Here is a 20,893-nt window from a genome sequence, read left to right as displayed (position 1 = left end):
GTTCGGCCGCTTCGGGGTTAGTCGGATTCGGGGCCGCGCAGGTTTTCAAATTGGGACATGCCATCGGGAATCAGGTTGCGCACGATGGCCGCGAAATCGGCGTTGACCAGGTTTTTGGCCCGGTTGAGCAACACCGGCAACGGGCTCGATGGCTCATGCCGGCTGTAGTAGGCCAGCAGCCGGTCGAGGCTGCGCAGCACGTCGTCGCGGCTGTTGATCTCGCCGGAAATTCGCGTTGCGGCCGGCGCCGCGGGCGCGTTGCCGGCTTCGCTGGCAGGGGCGTCGGCGGGTTCATCGGCCGGGCTGTCGCTGGTTTGCGGGGCATGCAGGCTTAGCACCTGCAGCGCCAGGCGCAGCGGTTGCTTGAGGGCGCTGAGGTCCACGCCACTGGCGGAACCCACTTGTTCGCTGACCTGCTTTTCGATGGCTTCGACGGCCGAGCGAGCGTTGCTCAAGGCGGTGCGAATGGCCTCCAGGTGTTCGGGGTCGCTGTCTTGCAGGGCGCCGGCCAGGTGGTCGGAACCCAGGCTTTCTCCGGAGAAATGCTGCAGGCCGGCGGCGTTCAGCGCGGCGCGCACGGTCACCGGGCCGAAGGTCCGGGAACGGGTCAGCTGGGCTTCGCGCAGCAGGCCGATGGTGGTGTCGCCGGCCAGGCCGGCCAGGGCGTTGATGCGCACCGTGGGGTCGTTGTCGTCATCGGCGTCCAGGCGCGGGTGCAGGTCCGCCCAGTAATCGCGGAGCAGGCCGTTGATCAGTTCGAGGCAGGTGGCCAGGCCCGGCAGGCCCTCGAGGGCCAGGGTGCTCTGCACGAGAAAATGGGTGATGCGCAGGTCTTTGCTGCGGGCCAGCAAGTCCAGGCTCTGCTGCTGGATGCTGCGCCAGTCCGGCGGCTCGGCCGGGAGGATCGAGTCGCCCATGCTGCGCTCGGGCTGACCTTGTGCGGCCCGCTCCAAGTGCAAGAAATCCGCGTCATATTCCAGGTCTTCGCCACAAGGCGAAGTTGCTGAAATCGCGGCGAGCAACATCGGTACATCCACCTGGTTCGATCTCCCTATCAGCCTGCAGGACAGTCAGGCAATTAATGCACTAGTTGTTTGTGAACTCGCGCACATTTCTTGGTAAACATGGACTCATTGATATTAGTGAGCCATCATCCGTGTTCAAGAAGTTGTGCATTTTTGGTGTAGTAGTTGTGGCTTGTCAAGGTAAGCTATTCGCCCCGCGTGACACTGTTATGTCGACTTACTTAGTTCCCTGACCGGCGAGTCAGATTGAGGCGGGGCGCAGGGCTTTTGTCATCTGTGCGGTTTAAGTTAAGCGATCATGCTGTGAATGGTGCTGTTTAAAGGATTTTTTGCGGACTTTTCATTTTTTTACGGAACTTTTTTCCCGGCACCGGTTCGCACGCGGAAGTACAGCAAGGAGGCGAGATGTCGCTGTGTTTGACTATCACTAGTTATCACAAGATCACCCCTGGTCAATGCCCTGAGAAACTAATGGATCAGGGAGTGATGGCAATTGGCCGCAGTTCCGATAATGACTGGGTACTTCCCGATCCCGAGCGCTTAGTTTCGGCGCGACATTGTGTCATCCAATACAAGGATGGCCGTTATTACTTGACCGATAACAGTACTAACGGTGTGGAGTTAGTCCGTGCCGGTATTCGCATGCGCCGGGGTAACAGCGAGCCGCTGGAAGATGGCGAGGTTATTCGCATTGGCGATTATGAGATCAGCGCGCGGATCGATTTCAGTCTCAATCGCGCTCAGGCTGAAGCCTTTTCCGGGGACAGCTCCAACAGTTTCGAAGCGCTGATGGGCCGACAAGCGGTAGCCCCGACACCCATCGAGCCGATCGCCATGGCGCCGGTGGCGCATTTTCAGGGCGCATCGGCCCAGGACACCTTCCCCGACCTGTTCGATTTCCTGGCCCCGAGCGCCACGCCTCCGGCCACCCAGCCGGATCATGTGCCCGCCGAGCAGCACGATTTCCGCCCGCCAACGCCCACCGCCGTGCCCCAGCCCGTGCAACCGCCCCAGCCCCTGGCGCCCCAGGGTGGGGCGCTGATTCCGGAAGACTGGGACCTGTTCGGCGACACGCCGGCGCGCCCGATTCCGCCCCCGGCCCCGCTGCCCGTGCCGGAGGTGGCGCCCCTGGCCGCGCCTGTTGCGCCGGACCCGTTTGCCGGCATCGGCCTGTTCGCTGCAGAACCGCCACAGCCACAGCCAGAGCCGGTCGAGGTCGCGGCGCCGCCGGTTCCTCCTGCTCCGGTCGCTCCGCCGCCCACGGCCCAGGCACCGCAGCCGCCGGTCGCGGCACCCGCCCCGGCACCGGTTGCGCCGCAGCCTGACCTGCTGCAAGCCTTCCTGCGCGGCGCCGGGCTGGATCAACTGCGCATCGACCCGCAGCAGGCCCAGGCGCAGATGGAAAGCCTCGGGCGCAGCTACCGGCTGATGGTCGAGGGCCTGATCGACGTGTTGCGGGCCCGCAGCAGCCTCAAGGGTGAGTTCCGCATGCAGCAGACCATGATCCGCCCGGTGGAGAACAACCCGTTGAAGTTCGCCCCCAATGTCGACGAGGCCATGCTCCTGCTGCTGCGCCACAGCAACCAGGCGTTCATGGCCCCGGACCAGGCGGTGCAGGACAGCTTCGATGACCTGCGGGCCCACCAGCTGGCGGTCATGGCCGGCGTGGAAGCGGCCATCAAGCACTTGCTGGGGCGTTTCGAACCCGCCGAGCTGGAAGCGCGCATGGCCCGTCCCGGTGGCCTGGGCAACCTGTTCAGCGGTTCGCGTCAGGCGCAGAACTGGCAGCAGTTCACCGCGCTCTACAAGCAGATTTCCCAAGAGGCCCAGGACGATTTCCAGGACCTCTTCGGTCGCGAGTTCAGTCGCGCCTACGAAGAACACACCCAGCGCCTGCGCCGTTCCTGAGCGCACCTGGAACCCCCGAACCCACGGATACACGGACAGCTGATACGTCATTGAGGACGCAGGATGATTCAACGATTGCTGACATTGGTCGCCATGCTGGTACTGGCGGCCTGTGCCAAGGACGCCCCGGCACCTGCCGAGCCGACCCAGGAAACCCAGCCGGGCGCCACCACCGTGGAGCTGCATTTCCAGGCCGTGGCCGGCCTCAACCCCGGCCCTGACGGCCAGGGCACGCCGGTGCGGGTGCGGATCTTCGAACTGAAGAACCCGGCGACCTTCATGCGCGCCGACTACTTCGCCCTGGCGGAGCGGGCCCCGGCCACCCTCGGCCCGGACCTGATCGACCAGGACGAAGTGCTGGTCAAGCCCGGCGACCAGTTCAGCCTCAAGCGCACCCTGGATCCGGCCACCCGTCAGGTCGGCCTGCTGGTGGGCTATCGCGAAGTGGATCAGGCCCTGTGGCGGGTCAGCGTCAATACCGCCGCGCACCTGAACAACAGCTATCAGATCGGCCTCGATGTCCGCGCAGTCAGCGCCGAGCTCGCGGCGTCCCCATCCAGCCCTGCCCAATAGGCAATCGGAGCAACCATGTCCTGGAACAATCGCGTGGTCTGGTCGGAAGGCATGTTCATTGGAACCCAGCACTTCCAGCAGCATGACCGTTACCTGGAAAACCTCATCGACGCCCGCAGCCGTCCGTTGTCGGCGGGGGCCTGGGGCTTTTCCGAACTGCGGATCGATCAGGGGCTGCTGGCCCAGGGCAAGCTGGCCATCGTCAGCGCCCGCGGCCTGCTGCCCGACGGTACGCCGTTCAACATTCCCCATGACGATCTGGCGCCCAGCCCGCTGAGCATCGACGACAACCTGCGCGACGGCCTGGTGTACCTGGCGCTGCCGCTCAAGCGCGCCGGTGCCCGGGATACCGTGGACGAAGGCGAGGAACTGGGCGGCGCCCGCTACCTGAGCCAGGTGCGCGAAGTGCGCGACGACAACGCCCCCTTCGAAAACCGTGCACCGGTGGCCGTGGGCTCCCGCGCCTTGCGCCTGCTCACGGCCGCGGACGGCCTGAGCGACTACGCCGCCATCGGCGTGGTGCTGATCAAGGAAAAGCGCGCCGACCGCGCCCTGGTGCTGGATGACAGCTACATCCCGCCGCTGCTGGATGTGGCCGCGTCCAAGCCCTTGAGTGCCTTTCGCAGCGAACTGCTGGGCCTGCTGCACCAGCGCGGCGAGGCCCTGGCCGGCCGGGTGGTGGCATCGGGGGCCGGTGGCGCCTCGGAAATCGCCGACTTCATGCTGCTGCAACTGGTCAACCGCGCCCAGCCGCTGATCAGCCATCTGAACCAGATCAGTCCGTTGCACCCCGAGCGGCTGTACAGCGAGCTGGTGAGCCTGGCCGGTGAGTTCTCGACCTTCTCCAGCAGCGCCCGGCGTCCGGCGCAATACCCGCAGTACCAGCATGACGAGCTGGCCCTGAGCTTCGCCCCGGTGATGCAGGCCCTGCGCGAAGCGCTGTCGATGCTGATCGACAGCAAGGCGACGCCGATCCCGATCGTCGAGAAAGCCTACGGCGTGCACGTGGCGATGCTGGCCGATCGCACCCTGCTGGAGAGCGCCAGCTTCATCCTGGTGGTGCGCGCCGACGTGCCCGGGGAAACCCTGCGCGGGCGTTTTGCCCAGCAGAGCAAGGTCGGTTCGGTGGAGCACATCCGCGACCTGGTCAACCTGCAACTGCCGGGCATCGGCCTGTTGCCGCTGCCGGTGGCGCCACGGCAGTTGCCGTATCACGCCGGCTCGACCTACTACGAGCTCGACCGTGGCAGCGAGCACTGGAAACAACTGGTTCATTCCGGCGGCTTCGCATTCCACGTCGCCGGGGAATTCCCGGGCTTGAACCTGGCCTTCTGGGCCATTCGAGGATAAGTCGCGATGCATCCTTTCGACGATTCGGCAGGGCAGCCGTCCCCGGCCAATGACCGCACCCAATTCATGCCGCGCCCCGGTGGCCGCGCGCCCGAGCCCGGCCGTCCGGCGGCTGCAGCGTCGCCGTCATTGGCGATGCCGGCAGCGCCATTGCCGGCCGGCCAGGCCCGGGGCCTGAACCCCCTGGAAAGCGCCGCCGGCCCGTTGCTGGCCTTGCTCACGAGGCTGCGCAGCACCCTGGCGCACCCGGCGCCGGCCAGCCTGCGGGCGCAGTTGCTGGCCTACCTGCGCCAGTTCGAAGAGCGTGCGGAAGCCGCCGGCGTGCCGCGCAACGACGTGCTGCTGGCGCGCTATGCGCTGTGCACCGCCCTGGATGAAGCGGTGCTCAGCACCCCCTGGGGCAGCACCAGCGACTGGGGCAAGCAGAGCCTGCTGATCACCGTGCACAACGAAGCCTGGGGCGGCGAGAAGGTCTTCCAGTTGCTGGAGCACTGCCTGCAGAGCCCCCGCGAGCGCCTGTACCTGCTGGAGCTGTTGTACCTGTGCATGTGCCTGGGTTTCGAGGGCCGCTACCGGGTGATGATCGATGGCCGCAGCCAGCTCGAAGCCCTGCGCGAGCGCACCGCGGCGACCATCCGCAGCGCCCGTGGCGAGCACGAGCGCGAACTGTCGCCGCATTGGCGCGGGGTCAGCGTGGCCCGTGACCGGCTGGCCCAGTTCATGCCGCCCTGGGTCGGCATCGCGATTGGCGTGGCGCTGCTCCTGGCGCTGCTGTTCGGCCTGCGCCTGAAGCTGGCGGCGGACGCCGAGCCGGTGTTCAAGAACATCCATGCCCTGGGCGAGATCCCGGTGCAGACCCTGGATCGCCCGGTGATCCAGCCGAAGATCGTCGAGCGTCCGCGCCTGGCGGGCTTCCTCGCCGAGGACATCAAGGCCGGGCGGGTGGCGGTGGAAGACGCCGTCGACCGTTCGGTGGTGACCATCCGTGGCGACGAGCTATTCGCCTCGGCCAGCGCCAGCATCCTCGACGACTATCAGCCGCTGATGCTGCGCATCGCCGACGCGGTGCGCAAGGTCAAGGGCCAGGTGCGCATCACCGGCCACAGCGACAACCGCCCGATCGCCACCTTGCGCTTCCCGTCCAACTGGAAGCTGTCCCAGGCCCGCGCCGAATCGGTGCTGCAGATCCTCGCGGCGAAGACCGGCCAGCCGGAGCGCTTCAGCGCCGAAGGCCGCAGCGACACCGAGCCGCTGGCAAGCAACGCCACCGCCGAAGGGCGGGCGCGTAATCGTCGGGTCGAAATCAGCGTATTGGCGGAGGGGGTCGAGTGAAGGCGTTTTTCAGTTTTGTGATTCGCTGGGTGATCCCGCTGCTGGGGCTGATCGCCCTGAGCCTGATCATCTGGTTCATTGGCCCGCTGCTGGAGTTCCTGGTGCCGGAAGGCCGGCGCTGGGCGCTGATCATCTGCATCTTCGCGCTGTGGATCGGCTACCGGGTGTGGCGCATCATCCAGGCCCGCCGGCACGCAGCCAAGGTGTTGCAGAGCCTGGCCGCCGATACCCCGCCGGACCCGGACAGCGTGGCCACCGCCGAGGAACTGGCGGCCCTGCGCCAGCGCATGGACGAAGCCCTGGCGCTGCTGAAGAAGGCCAAGCTGGGCGGTGACGAGCGGCGCAACCTCTACGAGTTGCCGTGGTACGTGATCATCGGCCCGCCGGGCTCGGGCAAGACCACCGCGCTGGTCAATTCCGGCCTGCATTTCCCCCTGGCCGCGCAGCTGGGCGCCGGCGCCGTGCGCGGCGTGGGCGGCACCCGCAACTGCGACTGGTGGTTCACCGACCAGGCGGTATTGCTGGACACCGCCGGGCGCTACACCACCCAGGACAGCCACGCCACGGTGGACAAGGCGGCCTGGCTGGGCTTTCTCGACCTGCTGAAAACCCAGCGTTCACGGCGGCCGATCGATGGCGCCTTCGTCGCCATCAGCCTCTCCGACCTGCTGCTCGGCAGTGACGCCGAGCGCGCGGCCCACGCGGCGGCGATCCGCCTGCGTATCCAGGAGCTGTACACCCAGCTGGGAGTGCGCTTCCCGATCTACTTGATGCTCACCAAGCTGGATCTGGTGCCGGGCTTCATGGAGTTCTTCGACTCCCTGAGCAAGGAAGAGCGGGCCCAGGTCTGGGGCATGACCTTCGCCCTGGACGACGGCAAGAGCGGCGACAGCCCCCTGGCCCAGTTGCCGGCGGAGCTGGCGGCCCTGGAGCAGCGCCTCAACGAGCGTCTGGTGGAGCGCCTGCAACAGGAACGCGACCCGGCGCGGCGCGACCTGATCTACGGCTTCCCGCAGCAATTCGCGGCGCTCAAGGAGTCCTTGCAGGGCTTCCTCGAAGGCGTGTTCAAACCCAACGCCTTCGAAGAGCGGGTACTGCTGCGCGGCGTGTACTTCACCAGCGGCACCCAGGAAGGCAGCCCGATCGATCGCCTGATCGGCGCCATGGCCCAGAGCATGAATCTGGACCGCCAGCACCTGGCGCGGCAGACCGGCACCGGGCGCAGCTACTTCATCGAGAAGCTGTTCAGCGCCGTGGCCTTTGCCGAGCGCGGGCTGGTGGGGGTCAACCCCAAGGTCGAGCGCCGGCGCAAATGGATCGCCCGCGGCGCCCTGGCGGCCACCGTGGCCCTGGTGCTGGTGGTCAGCACCCTGTGGATCATCAGCTACCGGGCCAACCAGAGCTACATCGCCCAGGTCGACCAGCGTGTCGCGCCGGTGCGCCAGGACGTGCAAAGCCTCAGCTCGGCCCAGCGCGATGTGCTGGCGGTGCTGCCGCTGCTCAACGCCACCCGCCATCTGGCCGGCGATGCGCCGGGCTGGGCCGAGGGCCTGGGCCTGTATCAGGGCGACATGCTCGAAGCCGAGGCCGCCAGCGTCTATCGCAAGCTGCTGGTGGCGGTGTTCGCCCCACGGCTGATGACCCGCATCGAGGAGCAGCTGCACAGCGGCGGCAACTCGGACTTCCTCTACGAGGGGCTCAAGGCCTACCTGATGCTGGCGGACAGCGAGCATTACGACCCGGACTTCATCAAGGCCTGGATCACCCTGGACTGGGACCGCACCCTGGCCCGCGATCTGCCGCCGGACCAGCGTCAGGCCCTGACCGGGCACCTGCAGGCGCTGTTCGAAAAACATCCACCGAATGCGCGGCTGGACCAGCGCCTGATCGACGACCTGCGCCGCCAGTTGCAACAGCTGCCGGTGGCCCAGCGGGTGTATGACCGGGTCAAGCGCGCCAAGCTGCCGGACGGCGTTCCGGACTTCCGCCTCAGCGAAGCCGGTGGCCGCGACGCGGCGCTGGTGTTCACCCGCAAGAGCGGCAAGCCGTTGAGCGAACCCCTGAGCGGCCTGTTCACCGCCAAGGGCTATCGCCAGGCCTTCCTCCTGGCCAGCCTCAACCAGGCCGGCACCCTGGCGGAAGAACAGTGGGTCCTGGGCCGCGATCAGGCCGACCAGCAGAACGTCGCCAGCCTCGCCGCCGACGTGCGTCGCCTGTACTTCCAGGACTACCTGCGCCAGTGGGATGCCTTGCTGGCGGACATCGACTTCGTGCCGATCACCAGCGTGGCCCAGGCCGCCGACGTGCTGCGGATTCTCTCCGGGCCTACTTCGCCGCTGAAGAAACTGCTGGTGGCGGTGGCCAAGGAAACCGATCTGCAACAGGAAGAACGCCTGTTGGCGGCCCAGGGCCAGAAGGTCGAGGGCGGTGTCGATCAGCTCAAGCAGCGCCTGGGTTCGCTGCTGGGTCAGGAGCAGGCGGCCAACCCTGCCGCCGTGGCCAGCAGCGAAGACCCGGTGAGTGCGCACTTTGCCGACCTCAACAGCCTGGTAAGCAAGGGCGAGGGCGAGCCGGCGGCCATCGACGGCCTGCTCTCGGACATGAACGCCCTGTACGTACAGGTCAGCGCCATGGTCGGGGCCAGCGGCGACGCGCTGCTGGGCGAGGCCAAGAACCAGGCCAGCGCCGCGGCCGCCCGGGTCAGCCTGACCGCCGAGCGTCAGCCGCCGCTGGTCCAGGGGCTGGTCAAGTCGGTGGTCGGTTCCACCACCAACACCATGATGGGCGGGGTGCGCAATCAACTGAACGCGGCCTGGGTCAGCGAAGTGGTGAATGTCTATCGCCAGTCCCTGAGCGGGCGTTATCCGATGTCGCCGGGCAGTTCGCGGGACGCGACCCTGGAAGACTTCGGCCAGTTCTTCGGCACCGGCGGGGTGATGGACAACTACTTCCGCAAGTACCTGCAGCCTTACGTCAACACCTCGACCACCACCTGGAGCTGGCAGCCGGGCGCGGCGCAGAAACTGGGGATTTCTCCCGGCGTGCTGCAAACCTTCCAGCGCGCGGCGAATATCCGCGATGCGTTCTTCCGCTCCAGCGGCGGCACCCAGCCGGCGGTGCGCTTCGAGCTCAAGCCGGTGGCCATGGACGCCAACATCAGCCAGTTCCTGCTCGACCTGGACGGCCAGCAACTGAGCTACGACCACGGCCCGAGCCGGCCGGTGGCCATGCAGTGGCCGAACCCGGGAAGCATCGGCGTGGTGCGCCTGTCGATCATGCCGCCGTCGGCCACCGGGCGTTCCGGGGTGACCCTGGACGGCCCCTGGGCCTGGTTCCGCCTGCTGGAGCAATCGGACCTGACCGCCACCAACTCGCCGGACCGCTTCAACCTGCGGCTGCGGGTGGATGGCGCGAGCATCTCCTACGAGCTGCGCGCCAGCAGCGCCTTCAACCCGTTCAAGAGCCGGGTGCTCAGCGGCTTCAGCCTGCCGGAGCGGCTATGACCGCGCCCGGCCTGTACGGCAAGTTGGCCAGCCGCGGCGATTTTGTCAGCCGTGGCTTGCCGCAGAGTTTTATCGGTCCCTGGGACAGCTGGCTGGCGGCGGGGCTGCTGGCCAGCCAGAACGCCCTGGGCGAGCAGTGGCTCAACGCCTACCTGATCAGCCCGTTGTGGCGCTTCGCCCTGGCCCCGGGAGTCTGCGGGCCCCAGGCGGTGGTGGGGGTGGTGATGCCGAGCATCGACCGGGTCGGGCGCTATTTCCCCCTGACCGTGGCCGCGCTGCTGGAGCCCGAGACGGAGTTGACGTCCCTGGTCACCGGCTCGGAGCAGTGGTTCGAACAGGTGGAGGCGTTGCTGCTGGCGACCCTGGATGAAGGCGCCCGTTTCGAGGCTCTGGAGCAGGGCTTGCAGGCCTTGGGCGCGCCGAACCCGGCGCGGCGGGTCGAGGTCAGCCACTACGCCGGCCTGCAACGGTTCTACGTCAATGATCCTCAGTCCCGGGGCGCGGTGCTCGCGGCCCAGGCCGGCGAGGGGACGAGTCTGTGGTGGGGCCGGGGGTCGCAGTACATCAGCCCGATGCTGTTGCGCTGCCAGGGCTTGCCGCCAGCCAGTGAATTTGCGCAATTTTTGCTCGGACAAGAGGGTGCCGTCTAAATGGGTTCAGCGCCGCAACTGTCCTACCAGTCCGCCAGCTACAGCCATGTCGGCATGGTGCGGAAAATCAACGAAGACGCCTGGCTCGAAGCCCCGGAGACCGGCCTGTGGCTGGTGGCCGACGGCATGGGCGGGCACGCCGCCGGGGACTATGTCAGCAGCCTGATCGTCGACAGCCTGCGGGCGGTGCCGGCGGCCGAGAGCCTGGAGCAGTACGTCGCCGCGCTGCGCAACGGCCTGGCCGCGGTCAACGCCGCGGTGCGCGAGGAAACTGCCAATCGCGGGGTGACCATGATGGGGAGCACCGTGGTCCTGCTGGCGGTGCGCGGCGCTCGGGGCGTGTGCCTGTGGGCCGGCGACAGTCGCCTGTACCGGCTGCGGGACGAGCAGCTGGAAAGCATTTCCCGGGATCACAGCTACGTCCAGGACCTGCAGGACAGCGGCCTGCTCAGCGAGGCCGAGGCGCGGGTGCATCCGCGGGCCAATATCGTCACCCGGGCGATTGGCGTCGAGGCCCAGTTGCAGCTGTCCCAGGTCGATCTGCAGGTGCAGGACGGCGATACCTTCCTGCTGTGCAGCGACGGTCTGAACAAGACCGCCGAAGACTTCGAACTGCGCGATGTGCTGAGCCACAGCGAGCCCAACGATGTGGTGCGCAGCCTGATCCACCTGGGCCTGACCCGGGGCGCGCCGGACAACATCACCGCCATCGTGATCAAGGCCGCAGGATACTGACCATGGACATTCTGATTCCCGGTTTTGACATTCAGGGCGAGATTGGCGAAGGCGCCATGGCCACCGTGTACCTGGCGACCCAGCGTTCCCTGGAACGCAAGGTGGCGCTCAAGGTGATGGCCGCGGCGCTGGCCGCCGACCCGAGCTTCTGCGAGCGCTTCTTGCGCGAGGGCAAGACCCTGGCGCGGCTGTCGCACCCGCACACCGTGACCATCCACGACATCGGCAATGTCGGCGAGCTGTACTACATGGCCATGGAGTACCTGCCCAACGGCACCCTCAAAGAGCGCATCGCTGCCGGGCTGACCCCGGAGCAGGGCCTGGCCTATATCCGCCAGATCGCCTCGGCCCTGGGCTATGCCCATGCCCAGGGGCTGGTGCACCGCGACGTCAAGCCGGCCAACATCCTGTTCCGTGCCGATGGCACGGCGGTGCTCTCGGACTTCGGCATCGCCAAGTCCCTGGACGACCGCACCCAGTTCACCCAGGCCGGTTTCGCCGTGGGCACGCCGAGCTACATGAGCCCGGAACAGGCCCGTGGCCAGGACATCGACGGTCGCGCCGACCTGTATGCCCTGGGGGTGGTGCTGTATGAAATCCTGGTCGGCGAGTTGCCGTACAACGGCACCGACGCGCTGTCCACGGCCCTGGCCCACCTCACCGAGCCCTTGCCGGAGCTGCCGCTGCACCACGGGCGCTACCAGCACATCCTGCGCAAGCTGTTGGCCAAGGACCCGGCGGAACGTTACCCGGACGCGGCGGCCTTGCTGGCGGCCCTGGACAACCTGCCGCCGGAGACGGCCGAGGTCGAGGCGACGCTGATCCAGCCGTTGCCGCTGCCCCCTCAGGCTGCCCCCCAGCCTGTAACTCAGCCTGTAACTCAGAGCCACGACCTGGCCGGGCTGACCCCGGTGTCGATCGAGATTCCGCAACAGGCGCCGGCGGCCCAACCGGCGCCGCGCCGCGAGCCGCCCCAGGAACCGCCTGTGCCGCCGCGCGCGTCCAACCTGCCGCCAGCCGGCAGCGGGGCGTCCGAACAGCGCCGCGGCCCGCTGCTGGCCCTGGCCGGGGTTGCCGTGGCGGTGGCCCTGGCCGTGGCGGGTGGCGGTTACTGGTGGTTGTCCGGCGACAGCCCGGCGCCGCAACCCAAGAGCCCGGCCACGGTCGGCACCCCGCCTGCCGTGGTGGCGCCGCCGGTGGAGCAGGCGCTGGCCGCGGATGTCGATGGCGGCCAGCGGCCGCTGCTGATGCCGGGCAAGAAGACCCTGTTCCAGCGGGTGCTGAGCAAGCCGGGGGCGAGTTTCTCCAGCGCGCCGGGGGCCACGCCGGACAAGCCGGTGCCGGCGTTCTCGGTGCTTTACGTGTACCAGCGCAAGAACCTCGACGGCCGCTCCTGGCTGCGCCTGGGCGCCGCCAGCGATGGACGCAGCGCCGGTTGGCTGCCGGCCGAGCAGGTCAGCGACTGGAAGCAGAGCCTGGTGCTGAAATTCACCGAACGTTCCGGCCGCGCGCCGGTGATGTTCGTGCGCCAGGCCAGCGAGCTGGAGCGCCTGCTGGCGGACCCGGCGGCGGCCAAGAACCTGCTGCTCAGGGCGCAGAAGAATCCCCAGGACGAGCAGCAGGTGCTGGCCCTGGAACCCAATGCCAGCGCGGTGCCCCAGGACCAGTTCTACCTGCTGCCGATCTTCGATTCCAAGGAAAGCTTCGACGAGAACGGCCAGCCGGTGCAGTTGCTCAACGTCGCCTCGATTGATCCGGGCAACAGCCCGCAGAGCATCAGCGACAGCAGCGGCAAGCCGTTGCCGGCGAACAGCCCGCCGGCGGCCGCCGATGCCTTCCGCACGGCGGTGGTGCTGGTGGTGGATACCTCGGTGTCGATGCAGCCGTACATCGATCAGGTGCGCGACGTGGTGCACGAGCTGCAGAGCAAGATCGCCGAGCGCGGCGAGCTGGACAGTGTCAGCTTCGGCCTGGTGGGCTTTCGCAACAACACCAGCAAGACCCCGGGCCTGGAGTACGTGACCAAGACCCTGGTGACCCTGGACCAGGGCCGCGATCCCCAGCGTTTCCAGGAACTGGTGAGCCAGGTCAAGGCCACCAGCGTCTCCAGCCACTCGTTCAACGAAGACGCCTTTGCCGGGGTCATGCAGGCCGTGGAAGGCATGGACTGGAAGGGCTACGGCGGTCGCCTGATCCTGCTGGTCAGCGATGCCGGGGCCCTGCGCAAGAACGATCCCTACAGCCGCACCCAGATGAACGAGGCGGAAGTGCGCCAGGCGGCCTTGGGCAAGCAGATCAAGATCTACGCCCTGCACCTGCGCACCGATGCCGGCAAGAAGAACCACGCCCAGGCGGAAACCCAGTACCGGGTGCTGACCGCCGACGCCAACCCGAAGATCGGCGACCTGTACATTCCGGTGCCCGGTGGCGATGTGCGCAAGTTCGGCGAGCGGGTCGACGAGATCGGCACGGTGTTCGCCGATCTTGTGCATCAGGTGCGCAGCAACCAGCACCAGGAAGTCCCGCTGCTGGCGGCGGCACCGAGCATCGCGCAGAAATCGGCAGCCATCGGCTACGCCATGCACATGGACTTTCTCGGACGCAAGGCCGCCAGCCAGGCGCCGCAGCTGGTCAGCGCCTGGACCGCCGACCGCGACCTGACCAACCCGGCGCTGCCGGCGTTCCAGGTCTGCGTGATGCTGACCAAGCTGCAGCTCAACGACCTGCAGCAGTCGCTGAAACTGATCGTCGACGCGGCGCGCAAGACCCAGACCTCGCCCAAGGACTTCTTCCAGGAAATCGCCAGTGCCAGTGCCTACATGAGCCGCGACCCGTCGGCCCTGCGCAAGGGCGGCAACCTGGCCGACGGCGGTGTGCTCGGCGAATACCTGGAAGGCCTGCCGTACCGCAGCAAGTCGCTGAACATGACCCAGGACCTGTGGCTGTCGTTGAGCGTGGCCGAGCAGGAGGATTTCATCGACGAGCTGGATTCGAAGATCCGCCTCTACGAAACCTTCCACAACGACCTGGCCAACTGGGTGCGCTTCGGCGATGCCGAGCCGGGTGATGCCCTGTACCGCGTTCCGTTGTCGACGCTGCCGTGATGCTCGATCTGGCGCAGGTACGCAAGAGCCGCGGCGAGGGTCGCCAACGCTACAGCCTGGAGATCCCAAGGCTGCAACTGCGCGCGGGCGACCAGTTGGCGGTGGTCGGCCCCAGTGGTTGCGGCAAGAGCACCCTGCTCGATCTGCTGGCGCTGGTGCTGGCTCCGGATTCGGCGGCGCGCTTCGAATTTGCCCCGGCCAGAGACGCCATCGACATCCTCGGGATCTGGCGCGGCGCGGGCCACAGTGCCCTGGCGCAATTGCGCAGCCGGCACCTGGGCTATGTGCTGCAGACCGGCGGCCTGCTGGGCTTTCTCGATGTGCGGGGGAATATCGGCCTGCCGCGCAAACTGCTGGGGTTGCCCGACGACGGCATTCCCCGGCGGCTGGCCGAGCGCCTGGAAATCGCCGATCAACTGCACAAGAAGCCCGCTGCCCTGTCGGTGGGCCAGCGCCAGCGGGTCAGTTGCGCCCGGGCCCTGGCCCACGGCCCGCAGGTGCTGCTGGCGGATGAGCCGACCGCGGCCCTGGACCCGTTGAACGCGCAAAGGGTGATGCAACTGCTGGTGCAGCAATCCCGCGATCAGGGGGTGTGCTGCGTGATCGCCACTCACGATGAGGTGCTGGCCCGGGCCAACGGCTTGCAGGTCCGGCGCATTGCCTGCCGGCGCGATGCCGACGGCGGGGTCACCGCGACCCTGGGGGAGGCCTGCTGATGCGTGCGTCCCTGACGGCTGCGCTGGCCTGGCAGGACTACCGCGCCGATTCCTGGCTGTCGGCCTGTTCGGTGCTGGCCCTGGTGGCGGTGATCGCGCCGTTGCTGGTGCTGTTCGGGCTCAAGTTCGGGCTGGTCAGCAGCCTCACCGAGCGCCTGGAAAAGGACCCGGCGGTGCGCGAGATCATTCCCCTGGGCGGCGGACGCTTCAGCGCCGCGTTCATTGCCGAGCTGGGGCAGCGCCCGGACGTGGCCTTTGCCTTGCCGCGCACCCGGCAGATCGCCGCGACGGCGGACCTGTCCCGGGGCACGGCGGATATCGGCCTGACCGTGGAGATGCTGCCGACCGCGGTGGGCGACCCGTTGCTCGGGCGTTTGTCGTCACCCCGGAGCATCAGCGGCGTGCTGCTCAGCCGCACCGCCGCCGAGAAGCTCGGGGCGCAGCCGGGGGACTGGCTGCAGGCGAGCTTTGGCCGGCAGGTGGCGGGGCGCAGCGAGGTGCAGCGGACCCGGGTCCAGGTGGAGGGCATCCTGCCCCTGGAAGCCTTTGCCCGTGACGCGCTGTTCGCTCCGCTGGCACTGCTGGAGGCCGCCGAGGATTACCGCGACGGTCGCGCCGTGGCGGCCCTGGGCTGGCTCGGCGAGGTCCAGGCGGCATCCGCGCAGCGGGTCTACCCGGCGTTTCGCCTGTATGCCCGGGATCTGGATGACGTCGAGCCGCTGCGGCTGTATTTCGCCGAGCGCGGCCTGCTGGTGGCGACCCAGGCGCAGACCATCGCCCAGGTGCAGTCCTTGAGCCGCAACCTGTCCATCGTCTTCTGGGTGATCGCCGGGCTGGCCCTGGCCGGTGCCTTCGCGGCGATCTTCGCCGGGGCCCTGGCGGCGGTGGAGCGCAAGCGTCGGGAGTTGTCGGTGCTGCGCCTGCTGGGGTTTTCCACCGGCGCGCTGCTGCTGTTCGTGGTGGCCCAGGCGCTGTACAGCGCCGGGCTTGCCGCGCTGTTGAGTGGCGCCCTGTATGGCCTGGCCCAGGCCGGGCTGAATCATTTGTTCATGCAGGTGCCCGGCGAGTACGCCAGTCATTTGCTGCCGGCCCATTACGGGCTGGCCCTGTTGGCGACACTGGGCGTCAGCACCCTGGCCGCGGCGCTGGGCGGCTGGCGGGTGTCGCGCATTGAAGCCTGTGAAGGAATTCGCGATGTATAAGTTGATCGGCACCGTGCTGGCCATGACCCTGGCCGGCGCCGTGTGGGCCGAAGAGCCCGGCAACAAGATGGACAATCCCAAGCCCCTGGCGGACGACGTCAGCCTGCCGTTGCCCTGTGACGGCGAGATGGTGTTCCGCTACGTCTACGTGCTGGCCCAGGGCACCCTGGACGACCGCGAGGTCAACCTCGGCTACCCCTTCAGCGAAGGCGAGAGCGGCTATCAGCAGTCGTTCATTTCCGGCTATCGCCGGGACTACATCAACGGTCAGTTCACCCTCAAGGACCTGCCTGCGGCCTGGGGCAAGACCATCGGCCCGGCCTTGCCGAAAACCGGCAGCGGGGTGCCCCTCAAGCCGATGCTGTATTTCATCGGCAAGTACGAAGTCACCGCCCGCCAGTACGCCCAGGTCATGGCTCAGGCCCAGTCCCTGGCCAGCGGCGAGCCGGCCCCGGCCTGCGAGGCGCCGGACGGCCTGCAGGGGCGCCTGCCCAAGGTCAAGCTGTCGCGTTTCGAGGCCGAGCGTTTTGCCGCGGTGTACAGCGCCTGGCTGATGAAGCATCACCGTGACCTGCTGCCGGTCAGCGGCCGTGGCAGTTCCTCGGAAGACGGTGGCCTGGGGTTCGTGCGCCTGCCCACCGAGGTCGAATGGGAGTACGCCGCTCGCGGCGGCCAGGCCGTCAGTCGCCAGGAGCTGGAGGGCCGGCTGTTCCCGCGTCGCGTGGAGGGCAGCGAGGAAGACGGCCCGCTGGCGGACTGGGCGGTGTTCAACCAGGTGGCCGGCGGCACCGGTCAGGCGGCGCGCCTGATGCCGATCGGCACCAAGCTGCCCAACCCCATCGGTATGTTCGACGTGATCGGCAACGCCGCCGAGATGGTCCAGGAGTCCTTCCAGCTGGTGCGTGCCGGGCGCCGCCAGGGCACCTACGGCGGCTTCGTGGTCAAGGGCGGCAACTACCTGGAAGGCGAGGGCACGCTGTTCACCGGGATGCGCCGCGAGTACCCGCTGTTCGGTGCCGACGGCACTGAGCAGAGCAACGAAACCACGGGCTTCCGGGTGGCCATCGGCGCCTTGTCGGCCCCGCGTTCGCGCTACAAGGAACTGTTCGCCCAGTGGCAGAAGGAGGGTCGCCTGGCGTCCCTGACCGATGCCATCGACGAAGCCCAGGACCCCACCAAGCGCCTGGACAGCATCATTGCCACCAGTGTCGACCCGCGCCTGCAGGCGGAGCTGGGGCTGGTCAACGAAGAGCTCAAGCGCAACGTTTCGCTGATCGCCCAGCAGCGCGAGGAGGCGGCCGGCAACCTGATCCAGTCCGCGGCGCTGGTGGCTGAAACCGTCAACAACTACAACATCCGCCTGACCAACCTGAAGAAGAGCCAGCAGCAGGCCATCGATGCCAAGGACGAACCCAGCGCCAAGCTGTTCGCCGAAGCCATCGACAACGGCCGCAGCGCGCTGGACGGGGCGGTGGCGATCTACATCGACAACCTGGCCACGGGCACCCGTTACACCGACGCGGTGATCCAGGCGCAATTTCAACGGATCAAGGAAGAGCTCAATCGCAAGCCGGTGCTCGGCAAGAGCCTGGTGACGCGCGCTACGTTATTCGTCCGCCATGTCGGGGATTATCGCCAGAAACGGCGAGCCGACCCGGCGACGATTTTGAAGGAACTGCTCGCATCGACCGGTCAGAAGTCATGACCGGCCGCTGTCTGTCGAGCCTGGAGGAGCTCGGGCGACCTGGTGTCGTGCCGAGTAGGTCAACACTAATCGAGATCATCAACATGCTTTTTTCCCGCAAGCCATTTGCTTCAACATCCAAGCGTCACCTGCTGTTGGTTGCCGCCGGGTTCAGCACCGTATTGACCGGTTGCGCGACCTCTCCGGTGTCCAAGGTCGCCTCGACCACCAAGGTCGAGTACTACCCGAGCTGCTACGAACCGGTACAGCACCTGCGTGCCACCGACTCGGACATGACCAAGTCGGTGGTGACCGGCGCTGCCCTGGGCGCCGCCGGTGGCGCCCTGCTCGGTGCCCTGACCGGTGACGGCGACCACCGTGGCCGCAACGCCGCCATCGGCGCCGCAGGCGGTGCCCTGGCCGGTGGCGCCGCCGGTTACTACACCGAGCGTCAGAAACAGATCGCCGACGACAATCAGCGCATCGCTTCCTACGCCACCGACGTCAACAAGAGCGCGGCCGACATCGACCGCAGCACGGCCTACGCCCGTGCCTCGCAAACCTGCTACCAGCGTGCCTTCGACAGCCTGATCAGCGCGCGCAAGGCCAACAGCATCAATGACGTGGAAGGGCGCAAGCGCCTGGCGGAAATCGTCAGCGGCCTGAAAGAGTCCAACGACCTGATCGCTGCGGTGAACGGCCGGGCCAGCGAAGACCTGAACAAGTACAACCAGGCCTACGAGCAGGATCTGCAGCAGGTGGGCGTGCAGCGTACCGACGTGGTCAAGGTGGCCACCGCCGATACCACTCCGGTGACCACCACCAGCGGTGGCAAGAAGAAGCAGCCGGCGCAGAAGGTCAAGCAACCCAAGCTGCCGAGCGTGCCGGCCGAAGCGGTGAGCACCGAGAAGTCGATCCAGCAGGCCAAGACCAAGCAGGCCGAGAGCAACAAGGTCGCTACCACCGGCCAGACCCAGGTCAACAGCATGTGCAAGAACCCGGACCTGGGTGACTGGGCACCGGTGCCTTGCCCTAACGTCTGAGTCAGTGATTGTCTGACAAGATGTCGCGATAAGCGTTGAACGCCAGTCGATCTCCGAGTAATTGGCCAGATCGACTGGCGCTCTTCACGTTACAGGTTAAACTGCGCCGGCCACCCAATAATTCCACTGAGGCGCCGTGCATGAAATTTCGTTTTCTTCTCTGGATGCTTGGCCTGTTGATGGGCAAGGCCAGCCGCAACAATCCCGCTTTCCAGCAACAGTTGGGCGACAAGGAGCTGGTGTTCCAGCTGCAGACCCTTGACGGCAAGGTTGCTCGGCATTTCTTCGTCAAGGACCAGCGCATTACCAGCCGCTCGGGGTTCTACCCGGAGCCTGCGTTCGCCATTGCCTTCAAGGATGCCGCCTACGGCTTCGCCACGATGCAGGCGAAGAACAAGCAGTTGGCGTTCATGACCGGGATTCAGGACAAGTCGATTCAGATCAAGGGCAATCCGGCGCTGGTGATCTGGTTCCAGGGCCTGACCAAGTATTTGAAACCGAAGAAGGCCAAGCCCAAGGCTTGACTGGGGACCTGGGTCGGCCAGCCGGCTCCTCGGTGCTGCGCAGGAGCCGACTGACCGCCGAAGGGGCTCAGGCCTGGCTGAATTGCGACGCCAGTTCCCGCAGCAGTACTTCCGCTTCCAGCACTTTGCTCACCACGTCTTCGGCCTTGTCACGGCTCAGGCCCAGGCGCTCGAACAGGGCGTCGGGGATCTCTTCGTGGGGGCCGGAACCGATGCCCCGGCTGCGCAGCAGGCGCACCGCCAGGCACACCAGGTTGGGGTATTCGGCGAAGGCGCCGTCGTAGCTCGGGTCGTGCTGGAAGCGCAGGGCGGTGGACAGCTCGTCCGGCATGTCCCAGTAGCGCATCAGCCAGGAGCCGATCTGTTCGCGACTGATGCCCAGCAGGTGCTGCTCGACATAGCTGTGGCACAGGTGCGGGTTGACCTCCAGGTGCCGGCAGATCAGCGAGAAGTGCGGTGGGAACACGTGGGCCAGCAGCAGGTAGCCGAAGTTGTGCAGCAGGCCGGCGAGGTAGGTCAGGCCGGCCTCCGGGCGCTGGGCGCGGGGCATGGCGCGGGTCAGGCCCTCGATCACCGCGGCGGTGTAGATCGATTGCTGCCAGTAGGGCGTGGCGTGTTGCGGCTGGTCCTTGGGCAAGCTCAGGGTCTTGCCCAGGGCCAGCCCCAGCGCCAGGTTGATCACCAGATCGAAGCCCAGCACACGGACGATGGCGTCTTCCACCGAGCGGATCTTGCCCGGCGAGGCGTAGTAGGGCGAGGCCGCCCAGCTCACGACCTGCGCGGCCAGGGCCGGGTCGGTTTCCACCACGCCGGTGATGTCGTCGATGGTGGCATTGGGATCGACCCGCAGCTTGATGATCTTCTGCGCGGTTTCCGCCAGCGGCGGGATCTCGATGGTGGCTTCCAGGCGCTGCTGGATGCGCCGCGCAGTGAATGCCTGCATGGCCTGGGTGATTTCCTCGCGGTCGTCGTCCGGGCGGTCGAGGTTGGGGCGGATGCTGCTCAGGGGCTCGCCGAAATGCCCGGCACTGGCTTTGTTGAGCATGCTCTTGAAGGCTTCGCTGGTGATCTCCAGCAGCACGCCGGGCTCGCCGGAATTGATCAGCAGGCTGGGTTCGCGCAGCAGGCTTTCTTCATACAGGCACGGCGAGCTGGTCAGCGCCGGCAGGCCGGGCAACAGGCTCAGGCTGTGCTTGCCGAGCATGCGCTCCAGGCGCTCGGTGGACACGGCGGTGAGGCGGCGGCCGGTGAGTTCGGCGAGGCGGTTGAGGTCCAGTAGCTGGCTCTGCGGGAACAGCACCATCAGCGCGCCGACGGCGTCGTCCAGCAGCACCGCCTGGACCTTGCGCGCAGCCGGCAGGCCCGGCTGGTCGAGCACTTCGTTGTAGCTGATGGCCAGCTTGCCGAGCAGCAACCGGATAACAGACGGAGCGTGTGGGGTTGCAATGTCGAGGGCAACTTCTGTCATGGTCTGGTATCCGTTTTTCTACAATTTGACGAGTATAACCAGCTTGGTTATGGCGAGGGTTCACTAACTGAGTGGT

The 20,893-nt window shown here is 67.1% G+C and carries 15 protein-coding genes; 13 read left to right on the top strand and 2 right to left on the bottom strand.

Going from position 1 to position 20,893, the window contains the following annotated elements; genetic code table 11:
* Positions 1–17 precede the first annotated feature (17 nt).
* Positions 18–1,037: a type VI secretion system protein TssA gene (gene tssA, locus POS17_RS29885; protein WP_060841740.1), complete on the bottom strand. Its 1,020-nt coding sequence runs from the start codon at positions 1,035–1,037 to the stop codon at positions 18–20.
* 393 nt (positions 1,038–1,430) lie between these two features.
* Here tssA and tagH point away from each other — a divergent pair, with 393 nt between their 5' ends.
* The 13 genes from tagH (at position 1,431) to POS17_RS29820 (ending at position 19,349) form a co-directional block, all read left to right on the top strand.
* Entirely contained in the window at positions 1,431–2,933 is a 1,503-nt protein-coding gene (gene tagH / locus POS17_RS29880; protein WP_060841739.1) for a type VI secretion system-associated FHA domain protein TagH, read from the top strand.
* Between the two features lie 63 nt (positions 2,934–2,996).
* Positions 2,997–3,506, top strand: coding sequence for a type VI secretion system lipoprotein TssJ (gene tssJ / locus POS17_RS29875; RefSeq protein ID WP_060841738.1), 510 nt, complete (start codon positions 2,997–2,999; stop codon positions 3,504–3,506).
* Positions 3,507–3,521: 15 nt separating this feature from the next.
* Entirely contained in the window at positions 3,522–4,856 is a 1,335-nt protein-coding gene (tssK, locus tag POS17_RS29870) for a type VI secretion system baseplate subunit TssK (protein WP_060841737.1), read from the top strand.
* 6 nt (positions 4,857–4,862) lie between these two features.
* Positions 4,863–6,188 carry a DotU family type VI secretion system protein gene (locus POS17_RS29865; protein ID WP_060841736.1) on the top strand — a complete coding sequence of 442 codons (1,326 nt, stop codon included), beginning with the start codon at positions 4,863–4,865 and terminating at the stop codon, positions 6,186–6,188.
* Complete coding sequence (tssM, locus tag POS17_RS29860) at positions 6,185–9,691, top strand: type VI secretion system membrane subunit TssM (protein ID WP_060841735.1); 3,507 nt, start codon at positions 6,185–6,187, stop codon at positions 9,689–9,691. The genes POS17_RS29865 and tssM overlap by 4 nt, the downstream gene beginning before the upstream one ends.
* Positions 9,688–10,341: a type VI secretion system-associated protein TagF gene (gene tagF, locus POS17_RS29855; RefSeq protein ID WP_060841734.1), complete on the top strand. Its 654-nt coding sequence runs from the start codon at positions 9,688–9,690 to the stop codon at positions 10,339–10,341. Before tssM ends, tagF begins: the two co-directional genes overlap by 4 nt.
* On the top strand, positions 10,342–11,076 hold the full coding sequence (locus POS17_RS29850) for a PP2C family protein-serine/threonine phosphatase (protein ID WP_060841733.1): 735 nt from the start codon (positions 10,342–10,344) through the stop codon (positions 11,074–11,076).
* Positions 11,077–11,078: 2 nt separating this feature from the next.
* On the top strand, positions 11,079–14,180 hold the full coding sequence (locus POS17_RS29845) for a serine/threonine-protein kinase (protein WP_060841732.1): 3,102 nt from the start codon (positions 11,079–11,081) through the stop codon (positions 14,178–14,180).
* Positions 14,180–14,896, top strand: coding sequence for an ABC transporter ATP-binding protein (locus tag POS17_RS29840; protein WP_060841731.1), 717 nt, complete (start codon positions 14,180–14,182; stop codon positions 14,894–14,896). The genes POS17_RS29845 and POS17_RS29840 overlap by 1 nt, the downstream gene beginning before the upstream one ends.
* A complete protein-coding gene (locus tag POS17_RS29835; RefSeq protein ID WP_060841730.1) occupies positions 14,896–16,098 on the top strand; it encodes an ABC transporter permease in 1,203 nt (400 codons plus the stop codon). The genes POS17_RS29840 and POS17_RS29835 overlap by 1 nt, the downstream gene beginning before the upstream one ends.
* The gene (locus POS17_RS29830) at positions 16,091–17,803 is read left to right on the top strand and encodes a formylglycine-generating enzyme family protein (protein ID WP_060841729.1); all 1,713 of its coding nucleotides are present in this window, start codon (positions 16,091–16,093) and stop codon (positions 17,801–17,803) included. The genes POS17_RS29835 and POS17_RS29830 overlap by 8 nt, the downstream gene beginning before the upstream one ends.
* Positions 17,804–17,886: 83 nt before the next feature.
* Positions 17,887–18,825 carry a type VI secretion system-associated lipoprotein TagQ gene (gene tagQ, locus POS17_RS29825; RefSeq protein ID WP_060841728.1) on the top strand — a complete coding sequence of 313 codons (939 nt, stop codon included), beginning with the start codon at positions 17,887–17,889 and terminating at the stop codon, positions 18,823–18,825.
* A 140-nt stretch (positions 18,826–18,965) separates the two neighbouring features.
* Positions 18,966–19,349 (top strand): hypothetical protein, encoded by a 384-nt coding sequence (locus tag POS17_RS29820; protein ID WP_042940722.1) that lies wholly within the window; start codon positions 18,966–18,968, stop codon positions 19,347–19,349.
* A 67-nt stretch (positions 19,350–19,416) separates the two neighbouring features.
* Here the strand turns inward: POS17_RS29820 and POS17_RS29815 are convergent, their stop codons facing one another.
* The gene (locus POS17_RS29815) at positions 19,417–20,817 is read right to left on the bottom strand and encodes an aminoacyl-tRNA deacylase and HDOD domain-containing protein (protein ID WP_060841727.1); all 1,401 of its coding nucleotides are present in this window, start codon (positions 20,815–20,817) and stop codon (positions 19,417–19,419) included.
* Between the last annotated feature and the right edge of the window lie 76 nt (positions 20,818–20,893).

This window comes from Pseudomonas sp. Os17 (assembly GCF_001547895.1).
Lineage (GTDB): Bacteria > Pseudomonadota > Gammaproteobacteria > Pseudomonadales > Pseudomonadaceae > Aquipseudomonas.
The sequence above is the reverse complement of the archived record's forward strand: the minus strand, read 5'-3'. Positions and strand labels throughout refer to the sequence as shown.